The following is a 15,755-nucleotide window of genomic DNA, read 5'->3' as shown; positions in this document are numbered from 1 at the left end:
GCGGAAGAAGAAAAGTGGAACTGTGTCACACTTCTTTATCGACAAGTGTCTATTAAATTTCCACACTCCGCAAGTGCCTCAGCTCACTTTTTCGCATCTGAGGAGCTCATGACACCTTTTGTCACCCTTCCAGGTCCGCATTTACCCGCAAGCGGTACAGCCACTCCGGAACCAGCATGACCATATGTCGGGCCACATCCCCCTCGGTAGCCTCCACATTGCCCAGCACCCAGTCCGTGATGACGGTCGTCCATCCGCCGGCAATAAAGAGCGCAGCCAGTCGGATATTCACCCCCTCCGGCACCACTGCATCGATGGACATGTGCTCCTGCAGCTCCGCGGCCAGCGCTTCAACGCGCAGCCGGGCATTCGCCTGGGAGACCGGCATGGAGAACACTGCAGCATAGAAAGACCGGTACCTCGCGTAGTGCTCCACCACCCCACCGAGAGCCTCGGCGATGCTGTCCCGGCGCGAGCGGACCCGCTCCTCAGGATCAAGATGTGCCTGAGTGCGCTCCAGCCCGGCGAGAAGATGGACCACCTCAGCCTGGAGCTCCACCGCCAGCCCCTCCAGGCCGGAGTAATGGGTATAGAAAGTACCGCGACTGATACCGGCCTCCCGAACGATGGAGCTGACAGTGATCTCCGCCCCGCGGGCCGTGAGCCTTTCCAACGCTTCCGAAATCTGGCCCCGGGTACGGACAGCGCGCACATCAGAGGATTCCCGGAGGGTTTCGCGGCGCCCCACCAGGCCGGCATTGACAGGCTGTTTTTCCATGGGGACAGCTTAATTGGAAACAACTAATTGACAGGTGTTCATTAGTGGTGGAAACTGTGACACAGAACCACAGTTGACGTTCATTGAAAGGTAGATCACGTGACCCATCTCCCCCGCCAGTTCGACTACATCGTGGTCGGCGCAGGTTCGGCAGGCGCTGTAGTCGCTTCCCGGCTCTCCGAGGACCCACACAACCAGGTCCTCCTCATTGAGGCCGGGCCCGACGATAAGAGCCTCTGGTCCCGCATCCCCCTCGGCTTCGCCAAGATCATCTTCAACAAGAAATACACCTCCTGGGACCACCAGACCGAGCCGGAGGAGGCCATCAACGGCCGCCAGTATGCCCTCCCCTACGGCCGACTCGTCGGCGGATCCAGCGCCATCAACGGTCTGGTCCACGTTCGCGGCATCAAAAGCGACTACGACGCCTGGGTGCAGGCCGGCGCGGAGGGTTGGAGCTGGGAGGAGAACCTCCCCTTCCACCGCAGGTATGAATCCGACCACCGCGGCAACACCTCACTGCACGGTGCCGACGGCCCGATCAGTGTGGAAAGGGCCCGCTGGAAGAACCCGCTCGCTGACGCCTACATCGACACCGCAGCGAAGACCCTGGGCACCGGAAAAAATGTCGACTTCAACTCCGGCGAGCCCGCCGGCTCCGGCTACTGGGACCTGGCCACCCACCGAGGCATGCGTTCCTCCACCTCCCAGACCTTCCTCAAGGAGGCGCGCAAGCGTTCCAACCTGACCGTCCTCACCGAGTCCACGGTGACCAAGATCAATTTCGAGGGAAAGCGCGCCACCGGTGTCACCTACCGCCACGGCTCCGAGGAGCTGCAGGTCACCGCAGCCAAGGAGGTCATTCTGAGCTCTGGCGCCCTGCTGACCCCGAAGTTGCTCCAGCTCTCCGGAGTCGGCCCGGCCGCACTGCTCAAGGAGCACGGCATCGAGGTCATCCACGACCTACCAGGGGTCGGCGAAAACCTCATGGACCACTTCCAGGTGGGCCGCAAATACACCACCAACTCCAGGTACACCTTCAACAAGGTGATGCGCACCCCGATTCAACAGGCTCTCAACGGCATCCGCTACTTCGCCGGCGACCGTAACGGGCCGCTCACCATCGGTGCCTCGCTGGCCGGCTCCTACCTTCAGGCCAGTGAGCTTTCCGACGACGTGGACCTCCAGCTGCACTTCCTGCCCTTCATGCCCGGCGACAAGGGTTGGGACCTGGCGAAGTTCTCCGGCTTCCGCCTGGGAATGTACCAGGGTCGTCCGAAGAGCCGGGGCCACGCCCGCATCACCTCAGCTGATCCCCTGGCCAGTGCCAGCTACACCTTCAACCATCTCTCCGAGGAAGAGGATCGTCAGGTGCTCCTTGCGGGTATGCGTATCGCGGGGAAGATCGCTGCGGCGATGCCCGCAGAATACGACGTCAAGGAGATCGCCCCCGGGCCGGAGGCCGACGCCTCCGATGAGGCACTCCTGGACTACATCAAGGAGACGGGGGACACGGCGTTCCATTATGCCGGCACCGCCCGTATGGGAACCGATCCGTTGTCCGTGGTCGATCCGCAGCTGCGTGTTCACGGCATCACCGGCCTGCGTGTGGTCGATGCCTCCGTCATGCCGGGCGAACTGACCGCGAATATCCATGCCGGTGTGCTCATGATCGCCGAGCGTGGGGCAGACTTCATCCTGCGTTCCAAATAGGTGCACGAAAAACGCTCCTCCGGATGGAGGAGCGTTTTTGTGTTTCTAGACGTGGACCAAGATCGCCGGGTCGAGCGGTTCACCCGCCGGATAGACACCGTTGAAGGTCTCCAGCGCAGATTCCGCCAAGTTCAAGGGGAATTCAGTGCCATCAGTGTTCTCCGAGATGCCCAGAATCTCCCGCCGGGAGGTGTCCGGCCAGTGCATCAGGTCCACAACGCTGAGCTCCACCCGACTCCCGGTGAAGCTCAGCCAGGGATTCATGAAGATCACCAGCAGCATGCCGCCATGTGCCCTGATCCGGACGTCCCCGTTGAATTCCAGACGGTGACCACCCCCGTCAAGTTCCGTTTTCCGTGCATACTGGAAGCGGAAAGCACCGCTTGCCTCATCCCGGTCGGCTCCGCCTTCAGTAGTGATCAAACAGTCGGGCAGGCTCTCCAAATAGCCGAGGAAACTGCGTTTGATGCCCCAGGAAAGATCAGCTGTCATGACGACACTGCCTCCCTGTCGTGCGTGACGTCGGCACGTGGAGCGTTCCAGGGATCCGCGACGAAGTGGTTGCCGGCGATGGCCTCCACGTCCGGGTCATCGGAACTCAGCCCTTCGATGAGCTCCTCGTGAAATTCAATCCAGCGGTCAACCGGCAACTGCTCCAGCCAGGCCAACGACTGCATGCGGCAAAGCCGGAACTCATCCATCATGTCGGAGAATGCGCGACTGAGTCGGGGACTTCCCGCGAGATCCACGAGCGCCTGGTGGAGGGCGGCATCTGCATCGATGCGCTCGGCCCAGGGGGTTTCCTGGGTCATGCCCTTGATCCGGCCCAGTACCTCGTAGACACGCTCATCCGGCTTCGCGCCCCTTTCCACCGCCACCTTATAAGCGGTCTTTTCCAGCGACTCGCGAAGCAGAAGAATATCGGCGTACTCCTCCTGATCGAACTCAGGCACTGACCAACCGTGGTTCTCCCGGTATTCGAGCAGACCGACATTCTCCAGACGGGAGAGGGCCGCGCGCAGGGTGTGGCGGGATACTTCCAACTGTTTGGCCATGGGGGATTCCTTGATTCTCTCCCCCGCCGCAATTCTGCCGCTGAAAATATAGTCACGGAGATGCTCCTGCAGGGCATCCACCACTGAAACCGTCTGTAATTTGCCGACGATCATATCCGTCCTGCGCTTCCTCTAGTCGTTTGATACTCGATCTGTGAACAAGGCCCCTTGCCGAAATAATGGTTCATACAACGGAAATTGTGTTCTACAGATCAACAATAGTCCGTGCCAGGGCAATTATTAAGCCTGCGAGAAGCTTTGGAGCCAGCACGTTACCCGGGTATTTGTCTCAGGCGATCCTCCAACCCCTGCAGGACCAGACGACGGTCGCTGATGGAGTTGAAGACCTGGGCACCCAAGGCACGCCATCGCTCGAATTCCTCAGCCACTTCCTCCGCCGTGCGCCCCCGGTAAAGAGTAGCGAAGAGCGGAACGCCGGCCCGTTTGGCAACGGCAATGATCCGATCGATCTGCTCCACGACCTCAGGAGCGCTGTTGTCACCGTAGAAGCCCATGTCATGTGCCAGATCAAAAGTTCCCAGGAAGACGGCGTCGATACCGGGGACCTCGAGGATCTCCTCCAGGGCTGCCACACCTTCCGGGCTTTCGATGGCCAGAGCCACGAAAATATTCTCATTGGACCGGTGGGCGAATTCCCGCCAGTCCGAGGCCATGTGGTTGGCGGCGCGCACACTCGGACAGGCGCCACGGGCACCGTATGTGCCTTCCGTACGGTAACGGGCGGCATGGACCGCAGCTTCCGCCTGCTCGCGGCTGGAGATATGGGGAACCACCACTCCGAGAGCTCCTGCATCAAGGACCCGCTTGATCCACACGTGGTCGTCGGAGGGAATGCGGATAATCGGGGTGACTTCGGCTAACTGTGCCGCCCGGATCATCCCAACCACGGCATCGGTGCCGAAAGAACCGTGCTCCCAGTCGATCATGACATGGTCGAAGCCGGCATACCCGACCATCTCCACGATCTCCGGACTGTTGGTCTGGATATTCACGCCTCTGGAGGTGGTTCCTGCACGGAGGTGAGCCAGAATACGGTTATCCATTGACAGCCCCCACGTAGCTGCGGACCAGCGTTTCGGCTACGATCCGGCCGAACACCGCACCCTTACCCAGGGAGCTGCCGGTCATGTAGGCGGCACCGTGGAAGCCTCCGGTGACCTCCCCGACAGCGAAAAGTCCGTCGATGATGTCGCCGTCGACATCGGTGACCCGGCCTTCGGGTGTGAAGGTGATCCCGCCGTAGGTGGTGGTCATCAGGGTCTTGGCCGGGTAGGCGTAGAAAGGTCCGGTCTCGATGGGGCGTAGATCGCCGACTCCGTTGCAGAGATTGGTGCGTCCCACCTCGTCTGCGCCCGCTCCTCGGACAGCGTCATTGTATTTTTCGATGGTATCCACCAGCTGCCCGGCGGGAATACCGACGGTGTCAGCGAGTTCTTCCAGGGTTGGTGCGCTGGGGAGATGGCCGAAGTCTTCCAGTGTATCCATGTCCTTCAGAGCAATTCCCCGGTGCGAGAGAGCACGGACAGGGGCATCGAAGATCTGGAAAGCCAGGGCCTCAGGCTGGGTAAGCACCGCAGAGCCCAGAGTCTTGTAGTCCAGGGACTCATCCACGAAGCGCCTGCCGTCCACGTTCACGATGATGCCGCCCATGTAATAGGACGTGAGCAACTCCTGCTGTTCATCAGTGGTCTCCGGGTGGGAACCGTAGGTCCCGGAGATCGCGGACATGTCGGCCATGCCTGCGCCCAGCTTCCAGGCCATGCGCAGTCCATCGCCGGTGTTTCCCGGGCCCCCGTAGGGAATGGCGGCCAACTGCTCCGGAGCGAAAACCGACAGCAGTTCCCTGGAACGGGAGAATCCGCCGGATGCTATGACTACACCGAGCACCGCAGTGAACTGTCTGCCGTCGCTGATGGTGATTCCCGTGACGCGGCCCTCCGCGTCGCGGTGAAGGGCGGTGACGGGGGCGTCGAAAAGTGTTTCACCGCCGTGGGCGCTGAAATCGTCGTGAAGAAGCTGCAGCACCTCCCGGATTCGGGTGCTGTGTCCACGTGGCGCCGACTGGCCGGAGCTGATCTCGACCTCCCCGAAGCTCACGCCCTTGGCCCGGAGCCATTCGTAAGTCTCAAACTGGTTCTCCATATAGGCCTCAACGAGAGCGGGGTTGTTGCGGTATGCCCCGACCTTGCGCAGGTCCGAACGGAACAACTCGATGCTGTCCTCAACACCGGCTGCCTTCTGCTCTTCTGTACCGGTGAACGCGAACCAACCGCCGCTCATTGCGGATGAGCCACCGATGGCTGACATTTTCTCCACAAGCAGCACCCGCATACCCTGCTCAGCTGCGCGGGCGGCCGTGGACAGGCCGGCGATTCCCGCCCCGATGACGATGACATCAATATCCTGGTTGACCATGGTCACTTCCTTTCTCTGATCCGTTCGTGGGTCCTGTTCCGCTGGGGGCCGGGACTAACCGAAGATTCCGCCGTTGACGTCGATGACAGCCCCGGTGACGAAACTCGAATCCTCGGAAGCGAGGAAGGACACCGCAGCAGCCAGTTCATCGGAGGTTCCCACACGGCGCAGGGGCACCGACTGGGCGAACTCCTCATGCAGGTTCTGGCTGGAGCCCAGGCCGCTGACATCGGACAGCGGGGTCTTGATCCGTCCCGGAGCGACGGTGTTGGCGGTGATCCCGTGAGGGCCACAGTCCCCGGCGAGCGTGCGGGTGAAACCGATGACGGCTGCCTTCGATGCCGCATAATGCGCGCCGCTGATCGGCATGTACATGCGACCGGCGCGGGAGGCGACATTGACGATACGACCCCAGCCCCGCTCAGCCATGCCCTTCATCGCCCACTGGGACATCAGGAAAGTGGCGGTGAGGTTCACGTCCATCACCAGGTTCCACTGCTCCAGGGATATGTCCTTGATTGCGAAGTGCGAGCCATCCGGCTGCTTCGGGTGGATTCCTGCGTTGTTCACCAGGATGTCCACGCCCCCGAACTCCTCCGTGATCTCCGCCGTAAGCCGCTTGATCTCCTCGGGGCTGCTCAGATCCGCAACCTTCGCGTAGACGGGAAGTTCCTCCGTGGAAAGTTCCTCCGCCAACTCCACTACCTGCTCGGACCGGTCGATGATCAACACCTTGTGTCCGTCTTCGCGGAGCCTGTGCACGGTGGCCAGACCGATGCCGCTGGCACCACCGGTCACAGCAGCCAGTCGGCCGGTGGGGATGGTCGTAACTGTCATGATTGTCCTCCGGGGACGATAGTGGTGGTTAGTCCTGCAGGACGATTGCCTTGGCGGGGCAGGCATGGACGGCCCGGCGGACGTTAGCGTGCTGGTCCTCGCTCGGGGTTTCCTGCAGCAGGATGACGACGCCATCCTCATCCCGCTGATCGAAAACCTCCATTGCCTCCATGACGCAGGCTCCGGCGGCAATGCACTTATCGGTGTCGATGATGACCTTCATTGTTCTTCTCCTTAGTTTGAGTGAGTGCGAGGGATTCGGATGAGTTTGATGTGTTTTCAGAGTTCGGCCAGCTGCGCGATAGCAGCCTGCTTGAGTTCCCTGCGGTACGGCATCATCTGCTTGACTGCGTTCTTGCCGATCACCGCTTCGAGGCGTCCGTCCCGCCGGAGCACTGCGACGAGCCGGTTGTTATCGGGTTCATCGAGGACGATCTCCAGATCGGCCTCCCAGTCGACGTAGCCGTAGGCCTGCCATTTCTCCTTGTACTGGTCCGTCCAGAAAAAGGGGAGATCCAGGTGGCCCGGCTCGGAACCGGTGAGTTCGGCGGCGACGATCTGTGCCTGCTCACCGGCGCTGAGACGATGCTCGATGCGACGGTTTTCTCCGGCAAGAGGATGGAACCAGTTGGACACATCACCGATGGCGTAGATGTCCGGGGCAGCCAGTCCGCGGGAGTCGCAGATGATGCCGTTGTTGATCTCCAGACCAGAATCCTCCAGCCAACCGGTGGCCGGAATGGTGCCGATACCGATGAGGGCCGCATCCGCGTTAAGTTCGGTGCCGTCGGACAGCACCACTGATGCGAGCTGACCATCCGGGGCATTCCAGGTCTCGACGACCTTGCCGAAGTGGAATCTCACGCCCTTCTCCACGTGCGAGCTCTCGATGCGGCCCGCAAGAACCTCCGGGAACTTGCCGTACAGCACGCCCGGTGCCGGTTCCACCACGTCAACGGTGCAGCCCTTAAGAATGGCGGTGGCTGCAACTTCCAGGCCGATGAAACCTGCCCCGACGATGAGGATGCGTCGCCCCTCGATCATCTCGGCCCGGAACTTCATGGAGTCCTCGAAGGTGCGCAGCGTGACGGCAGATTCGATGTGCTCCGTGGCGGGGAGCTGGCGGGCGTCCACGCCGGTGGCGATGATGAGCTTGTCGTAGTCCAGGATTTCTCCGGTGGACAGTGCGACGGTGCGGGCGAAGGGATCCAGACGGGTTGCTGTTGCACCGGGGATGAAGTTGATGTCGTTCCGGCTAAGGTCCTCTTCCGTGCACAGGCGCACGAAGTTGAACTCCTCAGTTCCAGTCAGCAGGGCTTTCGAGAGTGGGGGGCGGTCATAAGGCAGCTGCTTTTCTGCACCCACCAGGGTGATCTCACCTTCCCAGCCTCGCTCAGCCAGGGCTTCGGCCGCCGCCAGGCCGGCAGCTCCTGCTCCGATAATCACAGCTTTCATGAGTTGTCCTCCTCCAGGGTCCAGGTGACCGGCAGCTTCTTCGGGCCACGCATGAGCATGTCGCCGCGCCAGTTGTCGGACGGGACCGCGGCACTAAGGGTGGCGAAGCGATCGAGCACCGCGTCAAGAACCTCGCGGATCTCCATACGTGCCAGCTGATTACCCGGGCACGCGTGGGAGCCGAAACCGAAGCGCAGGTGGGTCTCACCTTCGCGTTCGAAATTGAGCTCATCCGGATTCTCGAAGATCGTCTCGTCGAAGTTCGCGGGGTGCACGACGGGGTGGATGCCGTCGTCCTTCTTCACCAGGACGCCACCGATCTCGACGTCCTCTGTGGCAATACGGACGCGGGTTCCGGTGCCGGCGGGCACAACCCGGAGAAACTCCTCGATGGCACGCGGCAGGATCTCGCGGTTGTCCTTCAGGTACTGAAAACGCTCGGGGTCATGCGCGAGCCAGAAGAGGATCCCGCCGATGATCGAGGCAGTCGAGTCATGTCCTGCGGTGAGAAGGACGAATCCCACTCCACCGAGTTCCTCGTCGTCCCAGATGCCACCGACATCGGAGAGCAGGGCACTGATCAGGTCATCGCCGGGCTCCTTGTGGCGTCGCGCAACGAGGTGGTCGAAGTAGGCATTCACCTTGGTGATGTGCGCGTTGGCCTGATCCTCAGTGGTGATGCGGCCATTCATGTGGTCGAGGGCGGCCTCGAGGAAGATATCGGTCTCTTCAGCAGGAACACCGAGCAGATCAGAAATGACGGCGAGGGGAACATGCTCCACGAAATTGCTCATCAGGTCAGTGCCCTGCCCCTGGGCAATGAAACCGTCGAGGAAGTTCTCGACCTTGTTGCGGGTTTCCTCCCGCATCCCCATGACCCGGCGGGCGGAGAGGTGCTTGGCCAGTACACGGCGCCGGGCGATCTGCTCCGGGCCGTCCATTTTGTCGAAGGCCATCCGGAACGGCGGACGGTTGCCCTCGTTGAAACGGAGTCGAGGGTAGTTGTTGCCGCGGTGCTTCCAGACGACGAAGCGCTCATCGCTCATCACCTGGCGGACTTCGTTGTATCCGATTGCGATCCAGGCGTTCCCTTCACCGAAGGGCATGAGGGCGGGAACCACCGGACCGTAATCCTTCCGCAGGCTACCGAGGTCATGCTCCAACTCCGCAGCCACGATCAGGTCCTGGCGGGACTGCATCGGGTAGGGCACCTCAACGGTGGAAACCGTCGATTTTTCCTGAACACTCATGTGATTCCTTCCTTCAAATGTGTACACTGTGCAACAGTTCATCATATGAACGACGGAGACGCAACCTTTTTAACCAAATTTCCTGAACGGCTGGAGAAATCAATGAACTCTCTTCGAACTCACCTGCACGCCGGCGGTGTCATTGCTCCCGGCGCCCACGACGCCCTGACCGCGGTTCTCGCGCAGCGCGCAGGTTTTACCACCGTCTATGCCTCTGGCTTCGCCTTCGAAGCCACTCAGCTCGGCGCTCCGGACATGGGCATCGCCACCATGCGGGAGCTGGCGGACCATACGGCCCGTCTCACAGCAGCCGCCCCAGACCTCAACGTCATCGTGGACGTCGACACCGGATTCGGCGGACCAAACAGCCTCCACCGGACAGTGCGGGAATTCGCGCGGGCAGGCGCTGCCGCGATCCAGATTGAGGACCAGGCTGACCCCAAACGCTGCCCTTTCCTGGGCGGAAGATCGGTGGTCGATCAGGAGACCGCCGTTGCTCGAGTGAAACTCGCGGTGGAGACCCGCGGGGAAGAAGACATGCTGATCATCGCCAGAACAGATGCAGATGAGCTGGGCTTCGACGAGGTGGTCACACGGTGCCGCCGATTCGCAGAGGAAGGCGCGGACCTGGTGCTTCCCATGGTGAGCAAACTCGACGGAATCACGTTCTCTGACCGCTCCCCGTCCGAGCGGATGGAGGTCTACAGCTCTCTCATCGAGGCGATCGGACACCCCCTGGTCACCCTCGACCCCCCACCTGGCTTCACCGCCCAGGATCTCTTCGATCTCGGGGTCTCAGTGGTCGTGGTGCCCCTGATCTCACTGCAGGCCGCAGCGAACGCCACGATCTCCTATTTTGATTCCCTCCGGGAGACGAGTTCTTCAGACGCCTACAAGGACGCCAATCCCCCGGTTCTGGAAGCCAACCTGGACATGATGAAGATTCTCGGCTTGTCAGCCTACGAAGACAGACTCCAGGCTCTGCCTTCAGCCTGAGTCAGCAAGGCCTTCCCTCCGGGCTCAGGCAGCCCCACTCCTGCGAGCATAAGGAACCAAAACCCTCGACCGCCCCTTCCCCCGACTCACCTTGTTTCGCTGCGAATCTATCCTTCCCCGAGGGCCAGTATCCGGTGCACCCCGTCCCCCACCTCCCGTTCCGGGATCCTCAGTTCTACGCCGCCCCAATCCCCGGCCAGGCGTCGAAGCTCTGCCGTCCAGGTACCGGAAGTCGTATACCCCGCGTCAGGTGAATTCGTGAGCGCGTCAGTCAGGATCGCCCGCGTCTCCTCTTCCGCGGTCCTGTCATGTGCCACTGCCCGGAGGAGCAGTCGCCGCCACAGCTCCCTGTCCAGATTCCTGATTGTCATGTCCGCCATCATGACCCTCCGCTGAAGGTTTCTCCTGTTGTCTCCCATGTTGCCAGAACCACCGGGTCCAAGACATCGCTGCAGTTCAACGCCGTTCCCCACTCACCAACGCCCTACAACCCCACACCTCATCAGGTGTGGGGCCGGGGCCAGAGAGATCAGCTCATTTCGGTGTCTATCAGTGGGCGTCCTCCAGGGACTTCTTGTAACGCTCGGGCAGGGTCAAGGTTGCCAGGAAGGAGGTGATCACCAGTCCGAGGGCGATGGCGGTGAGTGCCAGGGTGCCGTTCGAGGTGTTCTGGAAGATCCAGGCGGCGACGAAGGGGATCGGGGCGCCGAAGAGCAGGCCGGCCATGGTCATGCCGAGGGCGGATCCGGTGTATCGCATGGCGGTGGGCAGGGACTCCGAGAAGAAGGCTGCCTGGACGCCGGCGGTGATCTGGATGCCGCAGAGGGCGACGGTGATGATCGCGACGCTGGCCGGGTAGTTCATGGTGTTCATGATGGGGAACATGGAGGCAGCGGCGATGCCCTGGAGGGTCAGGCCGATGAGGAAGACGTTCTTGCGGCCGATCCGGTCGCTGAGTCGTCCGCCGAGAATGGCGGCCGGGATGGAGATCAGGTTGGCGATGAGGAGCAGGCCGAAGGTGATGTCGTTCTCGTAGCCGAGGACGTTGGTCAGGTAGTTCACCGCGTAGGTGACGCAGATCCAGAAGAGTCCGGCGGAGGCGGCCCAGGACAGCACCAGCTTGATCACGGTGCCGGGCTTCTTCATGATCACCATGAGGGCCCGTTCCTGCTGGACGGTCTCGCCCTTGGCGGCGGCCTCGGCGGCCTGCTTCTGGCTCTCCAGGAAGGCCGGGGTCTCCTCGAGCTTGGTCCGGATGATCACGCCGACGACCAGCAGCAGCACGCCCATGATGAAGGGAATGCGCCAGCCCCAGGAGGCGAAGGCATCCTCGCTGAGGAAGGCCGCGAGACCGGTCAGGGTCAAGGAGGCGAAGGTCTGTGCCAGCGGGGAGCCGGTGGCCAGGATGCCCCCGTAGAGTCCGCGGTGGTCCTTGGGTGCGTGTTCGACCACGAGGACCTGCACGCCGGTGGCTTCCCCACCGAGGGCGAAGCCCTGCAGGAAACGCAGGATGACCAGCAGCGTGGGGGCGACGACACCGATCATCGCATAAGTGGGCAGCAGTCCGATTGCCACGGAGGCCAGGCCCATGAGGACCAGGGTGAACATGAGGACGTTGCGGCGCCCGATCTTGTCACCCAGCGCACCGAAGATGACACCGCCGAGGGGGCGGGCGACCATGCCGGCACCGAAGGTGGCGAAGGAGGCGAGCAGTGCGGTGTTGGCGTCGTAGGCCGGGAAGAACAGCGTGGGGAAGAGTGTCGCCGAGAGCGTGCCGTAGACCGCGAAGTCGAACCATTCGAGGGCGGTGCCGAAGGTGCCGCCGGCGACGGCTCTGCGGGAATGCTTCTTGTCGAAGCCTGGGGTTTCCTCGGTGAAGACCGGGGTGGTGGGGGTGTTCGGGGTCACGGGCTCAGTTGTTACGGACATGGGGCCTCGTTCCTTGTGTCGAGGAGAACTTCAGGAGATGTTGTGTAGCTTTCTGGGCGCGGGGCCCGTCACTGGCGGGGCGGGTGGAACAGAGGCCCTACTGGGCAGAGGCTGCGGTGGTCTCGAGCTGGGTTTCCTCGACGGCGCCGGGGCGGCGCTTCATCAGGGCAGTGCGGCGGACCACGCAGACGAGTTCATCGTTCTGGTTGTAGCCGCGGTGTTCGATACCGACGATGCCGGTCTCGGGGCGGGACTTGGAGACGCGCTTGTCCAGGGCCTCGGTCTCCACGCGGAGGGTGTCGCCGAAGAAGACCGGCTTGGGGAATTCGATCTCGCGGAAGCCGAGGTTGCCCAGGGTGGTGCCGAGGGTGGTCTGCTGGACCGGGATGCCGGTGACCACGCCGAGGGTGAAGATGCTGTTGACGATCTGGCGGCCGTACATGCTCTCGGCGGCGAATTCGGCGTCGAGATGCAGGGGCTGGACGTTCATAGTCAGGGTGGTGATGAGCAGGTTGTCGGTTTCGGTCACGGTGCGGGTGACCTCGTGGCGCAGGACCTCGCCGACGGTGAAATCCTCGTAGTACATTCCGGGCATGTCAGGCTCCTTCAGTGATGAGTTCGGTGGAGATGCCGGCGACGGCGAGTGCCTCGCGGGCGTGGTTGGCGTGGGCCAGGTCGATGTGGTCACCCTCGTAGGAGACGGCGCCGTGACCTTCTTCGGTGGCCTTCTCGAAGGCGGCGATCAGGCCGCGGTAGTAGGCGATCTGCCGTTCCGAGAGCCCGTACTCCTCGTTGGCCACGGGGGCATGGGAGGGGTGGATGAGCACCTGCCCGGTGTAGCCGAGCCGGTTGTTGTCCTGGGCGAAGGTGCGCAGGCCGTCGAGGTTGCGGACCTCCTGCCACAGACCCAGGACGATGCAGCGGATACCGGCCGAACGGGCGGCGAGGACGACCTTGCTGCGCAGGTGGAGCGTCTCCAGACCTTCGGCGGTCCACGTGAAACCGACCTCGCGGGAGACGTCGGCGTCCTTCGCGGCGGCGGCCATGATGCCGCCGACGCGGGGGCCGGCGAGGATCTCGTCGACCTTGTTGATCGAGGCCGCCGTCTCCAGGGAGGGCATGAGCTCGACCTGCCCGCGGGGGACGCCGTTGGCGATCTCGGCGGCGGTGACGAGGGCGTCGAAACGCACCACGTCATCGCGGCTGAACAGCTTGGGCAGCAGCAGGGCGGTCAGTCCGTCGCGGACCACCGCGGCGACGTCGGCACCGAAGTGGTCGGTGTCGAGTGCGTTGGGCCGGATGAGGACGGTGGCGCCGGTGCCGGCGGTCTCGGCGAGGATCTCGCGGGCGTTGCTGCGGGCCAGCGCCTTGTCCTCCTGGGGGACGGCGTCCTCCAGATCGATGATGATGGCGTCGGCCTCGGAGGCCAGTGCCTTGCGGATCCAGTCCTTCTTGTGTCCGGGGACGAACAGCAGGGATCTCACGGGTTTCATGCGTTCACCTTCTCCAGTTCCAGGGTGGTCAGGGCAGCGCCGGCGGCGAGGGATTCGCCGAGGCTGACCAGGATCTCGCCGACCGTGCCGTCGGCGGGGGCGGTGATGGGGTTCTCCATCTTCATGGCCTCCTGGACGAAGAGGAGGTCACCGGCGCTGACCTGCTGGCCGGCGCTCACCTTGATCTGCACGATCGTGCCCTGCATGGGGGCCTTGACGGTGCCGTCGAAGGCCTTCTTCGATTTTCGACGCCCCCCGCCCGTGCGCGGTCGGCCCGCGCCACCGTTGACCGGTGCCTCGGCCGGTGCCGCACCGGCGGCCACGGGCGCGCCGGGGACGGCCTCGGTGAAGTAAGGGATGGCGTAGAAACGGCCGCCGACCTCGACCTCGTTGCGGGCGAGCAGCTCCTCCCCCTCGTCCTCCTCGTCCTCGGCCTCGACGGCGACGTCGGGGAATTCCACGGTGGATTCGAGCCACAGGGTGTTGAAGCGGGTGGAGCGGAAGTCCTCGTGCTCGAGGACGAGCTTGGCGGCCGGGGCGGTGGTCTTCACACCCTGGATGTCCAGTTCGTCGAGCGCCCGGCTGAGGCGGTTGATGGCGGCCTCGCGGTCCGGGCCCCAGGCGATGAGTTTGCCGATGAGGCTGTCGTAGTAGGGCAGGACCTCATCGCCGGCCTCAAAGCCGGTGTCGAAGCGCAGGCCCGGCTGGGTGGGCACCTTGAGGGTGGTGATCCTGCCCGGGGTGGGCACGAAGCGGCCGCCGTTGATGTCCTCGGCGTTGATGCGGGCCTCGATGGCGGCACCGCGCGGGGGCAGGCCCGATTCGGTGACGGAGAGCGGTTGGCCGGCGGCCACGCGGATCTGCTCGGCGATCAGGTCCAGGCCCTGCACCAGCTCGGTGACGGGGTGCTCGACCTGGATGCGGGTGTTCATTTCCAGGAAGAAGAACTTCTCGCCCTCGACGAGGAACTCGACGGTGCCGGCACCGACATAGCCGACCCGGCGGGCCAGGCGGACGGCCGCCTCACCCATGTCCTGACGCATCTTCTCGCTCAGGCCGGGGGCCGGCGCCTCCTCGATGAGCTTCTGGTGGCGGCGCTGGACGGAGCAGTCGCGGTCGCCGAAGTAGACGGCGTTGCCGTGGGTGTCCGCGAAGACCTGGACCTCCACGTGGCGTGCGTTGGTGAGGTAGCGCTCCAGGTAGATCTCACTGTTTCCGAAGGCGGCTGCCGCCTCGCGCTCGGCAGCGGCCACGGCCTCGGCAGCCTCCTCTGCGGAGTTGATGCGGCGCATGCCTCGCCCGCCGCCGCCGTGGGAGGCCTTCACCAGCACCGGGTAGCCGTGCTCCGCGCCGAAGCTCAGGACCTGCTCGACACCGTCGATGGCGCCGTCGGAACCCGGTGCCAGCGGCACCTCGGCGGCGATGGCCAGCTCACGGGCGGTCACCTTCTCGCCCATGGCGGAGATGGCGTCACCGGAGGGGCCGATGAACACCAGGCCGGCCTCGGCGACGGCGCGGGCGAAACCGGCGTTCTCCGCGAGGAAGCCGTAGCCGGGGTGGATGGCCTCCGCACCGGTCTTGACGGCGGCGTCGATGATGGCGGGGATGTTGAGGTAGTTCTCGCTCGAGGGGCCGTCACCGAGGTTGACGCCCTCGTCGGCGCGCCGGACGTGCAGGGACTCGCTGTCCGCCGCCGAGTACACGGCCACGGTCTTGATGCCAAGGTCGGCGCAGGTCGTCATGATCCGCACCGCGATCTCGCCGCGGTTGGCGATCAGGATCTTGTTGAACATCTCTGTGTCTCCTAATGAGG

General features: G+C 63.3%; 16 protein-coding genes. 2 read left to right on the top strand and 14 right to left on the bottom strand.

Features of this window, described 5'->3' with window-relative positions; all coding sequences use genetic code 11:
- Nucleotides 1-121 precede the first annotated feature (121 nt).
- Nucleotides 122-778: a TetR/AcrR family transcriptional regulator gene (locus NYP18_RS00525; RefSeq protein ID WP_259426172.1), complete on the bottom strand. Its 657-nt coding sequence runs from the start codon at nt 776-778 to the stop codon at nt 122-124.
- A 99-nt stretch (nt 779-877) separates the two neighbouring features.
- On the opposite strand from NYP18_RS00525, the gene NYP18_RS15490 reads away from it, so the two are divergent.
- The gene (locus NYP18_RS15490) at nt 878-2,491 is read left to right on the top strand and encodes a GMC family oxidoreductase (protein ID WP_259426170.1); all 1,614 of its coding nucleotides are present in this window, start codon (nt 878-880) and stop codon (nt 2,489-2,491) included.
- Nucleotides 2,492-2,536: 45 nt separating this feature from the next.
- Here NYP18_RS15490 and NYP18_RS00515 read toward each other — a convergent pair whose 3' ends face one another.
- From NYP18_RS00515 to NYP18_RS00480, 8 genes are all read right to left on the bottom strand, one after another.
- The gene (locus NYP18_RS00515; RefSeq protein WP_259426168.1) at nt 2,537-2,983 is read right to left on the bottom strand and encodes an HtaA domain-containing protein; all 447 of its coding nucleotides are present in this window, start codon (nt 2,981-2,983) and stop codon (nt 2,537-2,539) included.
- Complete coding sequence (locus NYP18_RS00510) at nt 2,980-3,660, bottom strand: GntR family transcriptional regulator (RefSeq protein WP_259426166.1); 681 nt, start codon at nt 3,658-3,660, stop codon at nt 2,980-2,982. The genes NYP18_RS00515 and NYP18_RS00510 overlap by 4 nt, the downstream gene beginning before the upstream one ends.
- A 158-nt stretch (nt 3,661-3,818) precedes the next feature.
- Entirely contained in the window at nt 3,819-4,559 is a 741-nt protein-coding gene (locus tag NYP18_RS00505; RefSeq protein WP_259426164.1) for an HpcH/HpaI aldolase family protein, read from the bottom strand.
- 43 nt (nt 4,560-4,602) lie between these two features.
- Nucleotides 4,603-5,982, bottom strand: coding sequence for an FAD-dependent oxidoreductase (locus NYP18_RS00500; protein ID WP_259426163.1), 1,380 nt, complete (start codon nt 5,980-5,982; stop codon nt 4,603-4,605).
- A gap of 54 nt (nt 5,983-6,036) precedes the next feature.
- A complete protein-coding gene (locus tag NYP18_RS00495; protein WP_259426161.1) occupies nt 6,037-6,819 on the bottom strand; it encodes an SDR family NAD(P)-dependent oxidoreductase in 783 nt (260 codons plus the stop codon).
- A 28-nt stretch (nt 6,820-6,847) separates the two neighbouring features.
- Entirely contained in the window at nt 6,848-7,042 is a 195-nt protein-coding gene (locus NYP18_RS00490) for a ferredoxin (protein ID WP_259426160.1), read from the bottom strand.
- A 56-nt stretch (nt 7,043-7,098) separates the two neighbouring features.
- Nucleotides 7,099-8,274 carry an NAD(P)/FAD-dependent oxidoreductase gene (locus NYP18_RS00485; RefSeq protein WP_259426159.1) on the bottom strand — a complete coding sequence of 392 codons (1,176 nt, stop codon included), beginning with the start codon at nt 8,272-8,274 and terminating at the stop codon, nt 7,099-7,101.
- The gene (locus NYP18_RS00480) at nt 8,271-9,524 is read right to left on the bottom strand and encodes a cytochrome P450 (protein ID WP_259426158.1); all 1,254 of its coding nucleotides are present in this window, start codon (nt 9,522-9,524) and stop codon (nt 8,271-8,273) included. The genes NYP18_RS00485 and NYP18_RS00480 overlap by 4 nt, the downstream gene beginning before the upstream one ends.
- A 102-nt stretch (nt 9,525-9,626) precedes the next feature.
- Between NYP18_RS00480 and NYP18_RS00475 the strand changes: the two genes are divergently transcribed.
- Nucleotides 9,627-10,520 (top strand): isocitrate lyase/PEP mutase family protein, encoded by an 894-nt coding sequence (locus NYP18_RS00475; RefSeq protein ID WP_259426155.1) that lies wholly within the window; start codon nt 9,627-9,629, stop codon nt 10,518-10,520.
- A 107-nt stretch (nt 10,521-10,627) separates the two neighbouring features.
- Here the strand turns inward: NYP18_RS00475 and NYP18_RS15590 are convergent, their stop codons facing one another.
- The 5 genes from NYP18_RS15590 to NYP18_RS00455 all read right to left on the bottom strand — a co-directional run bounded on the left by NYP18_RS15590 (nt 10,628) and on the right by NYP18_RS00455 (nt 15,735).
- Nucleotides 10,628-10,891, bottom strand: a complete 264-nt coding sequence (locus NYP18_RS15590; RefSeq protein ID WP_439648042.1) for a FitA-like ribbon-helix-helix domain-containing protein — start codon at nt 10,889-10,891, stop codon at nt 10,628-10,630.
- 178 nt (nt 10,892-11,069) lie between these two features.
- Nucleotides 11,070-12,449 carry an MFS transporter gene (locus NYP18_RS00470; RefSeq protein ID WP_259426154.1) on the bottom strand — a complete coding sequence of 460 codons (1,380 nt, stop codon included), beginning with the start codon at nt 12,447-12,449 and terminating at the stop codon, nt 11,070-11,072.
- Between the two features lie 97 nt (nt 12,450-12,546).
- Nucleotides 12,547-13,044 carry a MaoC family dehydratase gene (locus tag NYP18_RS00465; protein ID WP_259426153.1) on the bottom strand — a complete coding sequence of 166 codons (498 nt, stop codon included), beginning with the start codon at nt 13,042-13,044 and terminating at the stop codon, nt 12,547-12,549.
- A 1-nt stretch (nt 13,045) separates the two neighbouring features.
- Nucleotides 13,046-13,942: an HpcH/HpaI aldolase/citrate lyase family protein gene (locus NYP18_RS00460; protein ID WP_259426152.1), complete on the bottom strand. Its 897-nt coding sequence runs from the start codon at nt 13,940-13,942 to the stop codon at nt 13,046-13,048.
- A complete protein-coding gene (locus NYP18_RS00455; protein ID WP_259426151.1) occupies nt 13,939-15,735 on the bottom strand; it encodes an acetyl/propionyl/methylcrotonyl-CoA carboxylase subunit alpha in 1,797 nt (598 codons plus the stop codon). The genes NYP18_RS00460 and NYP18_RS00455 overlap by 4 nt, the downstream gene beginning before the upstream one ends.
- Between the last annotated feature and the right edge of the window lie 20 nt (nt 15,736-15,755).

It is taken from the genome of Corynebacterium lemuris (assembly GCF_024919295.1).
Classification (GTDB): Bacteria; Actinomycetota; Actinomycetes; order Mycobacteriales; family Mycobacteriaceae; genus Corynebacterium; species Corynebacterium lemuris.
This window is presented reverse-complemented; position numbering and strand designations above follow the sequence as displayed.

Excerpts from the sequence above, each read along its gene's own strand:
- NYP18_RS00525 (WP_259426172.1), bottom strand. The coding sequence starts at position 778 with ATGGAAAAACAGCCTGTCAATGCCGGCCTGGTGGGGCGCCGCGAAACC.
- NYP18_RS00515 (WP_259426168.1), bottom strand. The coding sequence starts at position 2,983 with ATGACAGCTGATCTTTCCTGGGGCATCAAACGCAGTTTCCTCGGCTAT.
- NYP18_RS00510 (WP_259426166.1), bottom strand. The coding sequence starts at position 3,660 with ATGATCGTCGGCAAATTACAGACGGTTTCAGTGGTGGATGCCCTGCAG.
- NYP18_RS00500 (WP_259426163.1), bottom strand. The coding sequence starts at position 5,982 with ATGGTCAACCAGGATATTGATGTCATCGTCATCGGGGCGGGAATCGCC.
- NYP18_RS00495 (WP_259426161.1), bottom strand. The coding sequence starts at position 6,819 with ATGACAGTTACGACCATCCCCACCGGCCGACTGGCTGCTGTGACCGGT.
- NYP18_RS00490 (WP_259426160.1), bottom strand. The coding sequence starts at position 7,042 with ATGAAGGTCATCATCGACACCGATAAGTGCATTGCCGCCGGAGCCTGC.
- NYP18_RS00485 (WP_259426159.1), bottom strand. The coding sequence starts at position 8,274 with ATGAAAGCTGTGATTATCGGAGCAGGAGCTGCCGGCCTGGCGGCGGCC.
- NYP18_RS00480 (WP_259426158.1), bottom strand. The coding sequence starts at position 9,524 with ATGAGTGTTCAGGAAAAATCGACGGTTTCCACCGTTGAGGTGCCCTAC.
- NYP18_RS00475 (WP_259426155.1), top strand. The coding sequence starts at position 9,627 with ATGAACTCTCTTCGAACTCACCTGCACGCCGGCGGTGTCATTGCTCCC.
- NYP18_RS15590 (WP_439648042.1), bottom strand. The coding sequence starts at position 10,891 with ATGACAATCAGGAATCTGGACAGGGAGCTGTGGCGGCGACTGCTCCTC.
- NYP18_RS00470 (WP_259426154.1), bottom strand. The coding sequence starts at position 12,449 with ATGTCCGTAACAACTGAGCCCGTGACCCCGAACACCCCCACCACCCCG.
- NYP18_RS00465 (WP_259426153.1), bottom strand. The coding sequence starts at position 13,044 with ATGCCCGGAATGTACTACGAGGATTTCACCGTCGGCGAGGTCCTGCGC.
- NYP18_RS00460 (WP_259426152.1), bottom strand. The coding sequence starts at position 13,942 with ATGAAACCCGTGAGATCCCTGCTGTTCGTCCCCGGACACAAGAAGGAC.
- NYP18_RS00455 (WP_259426151.1), bottom strand. The coding sequence starts at position 15,735 with ATGTTCAACAAGATCCTGATCGCCAACCGCGGCGAGATCGCGGTGCGG.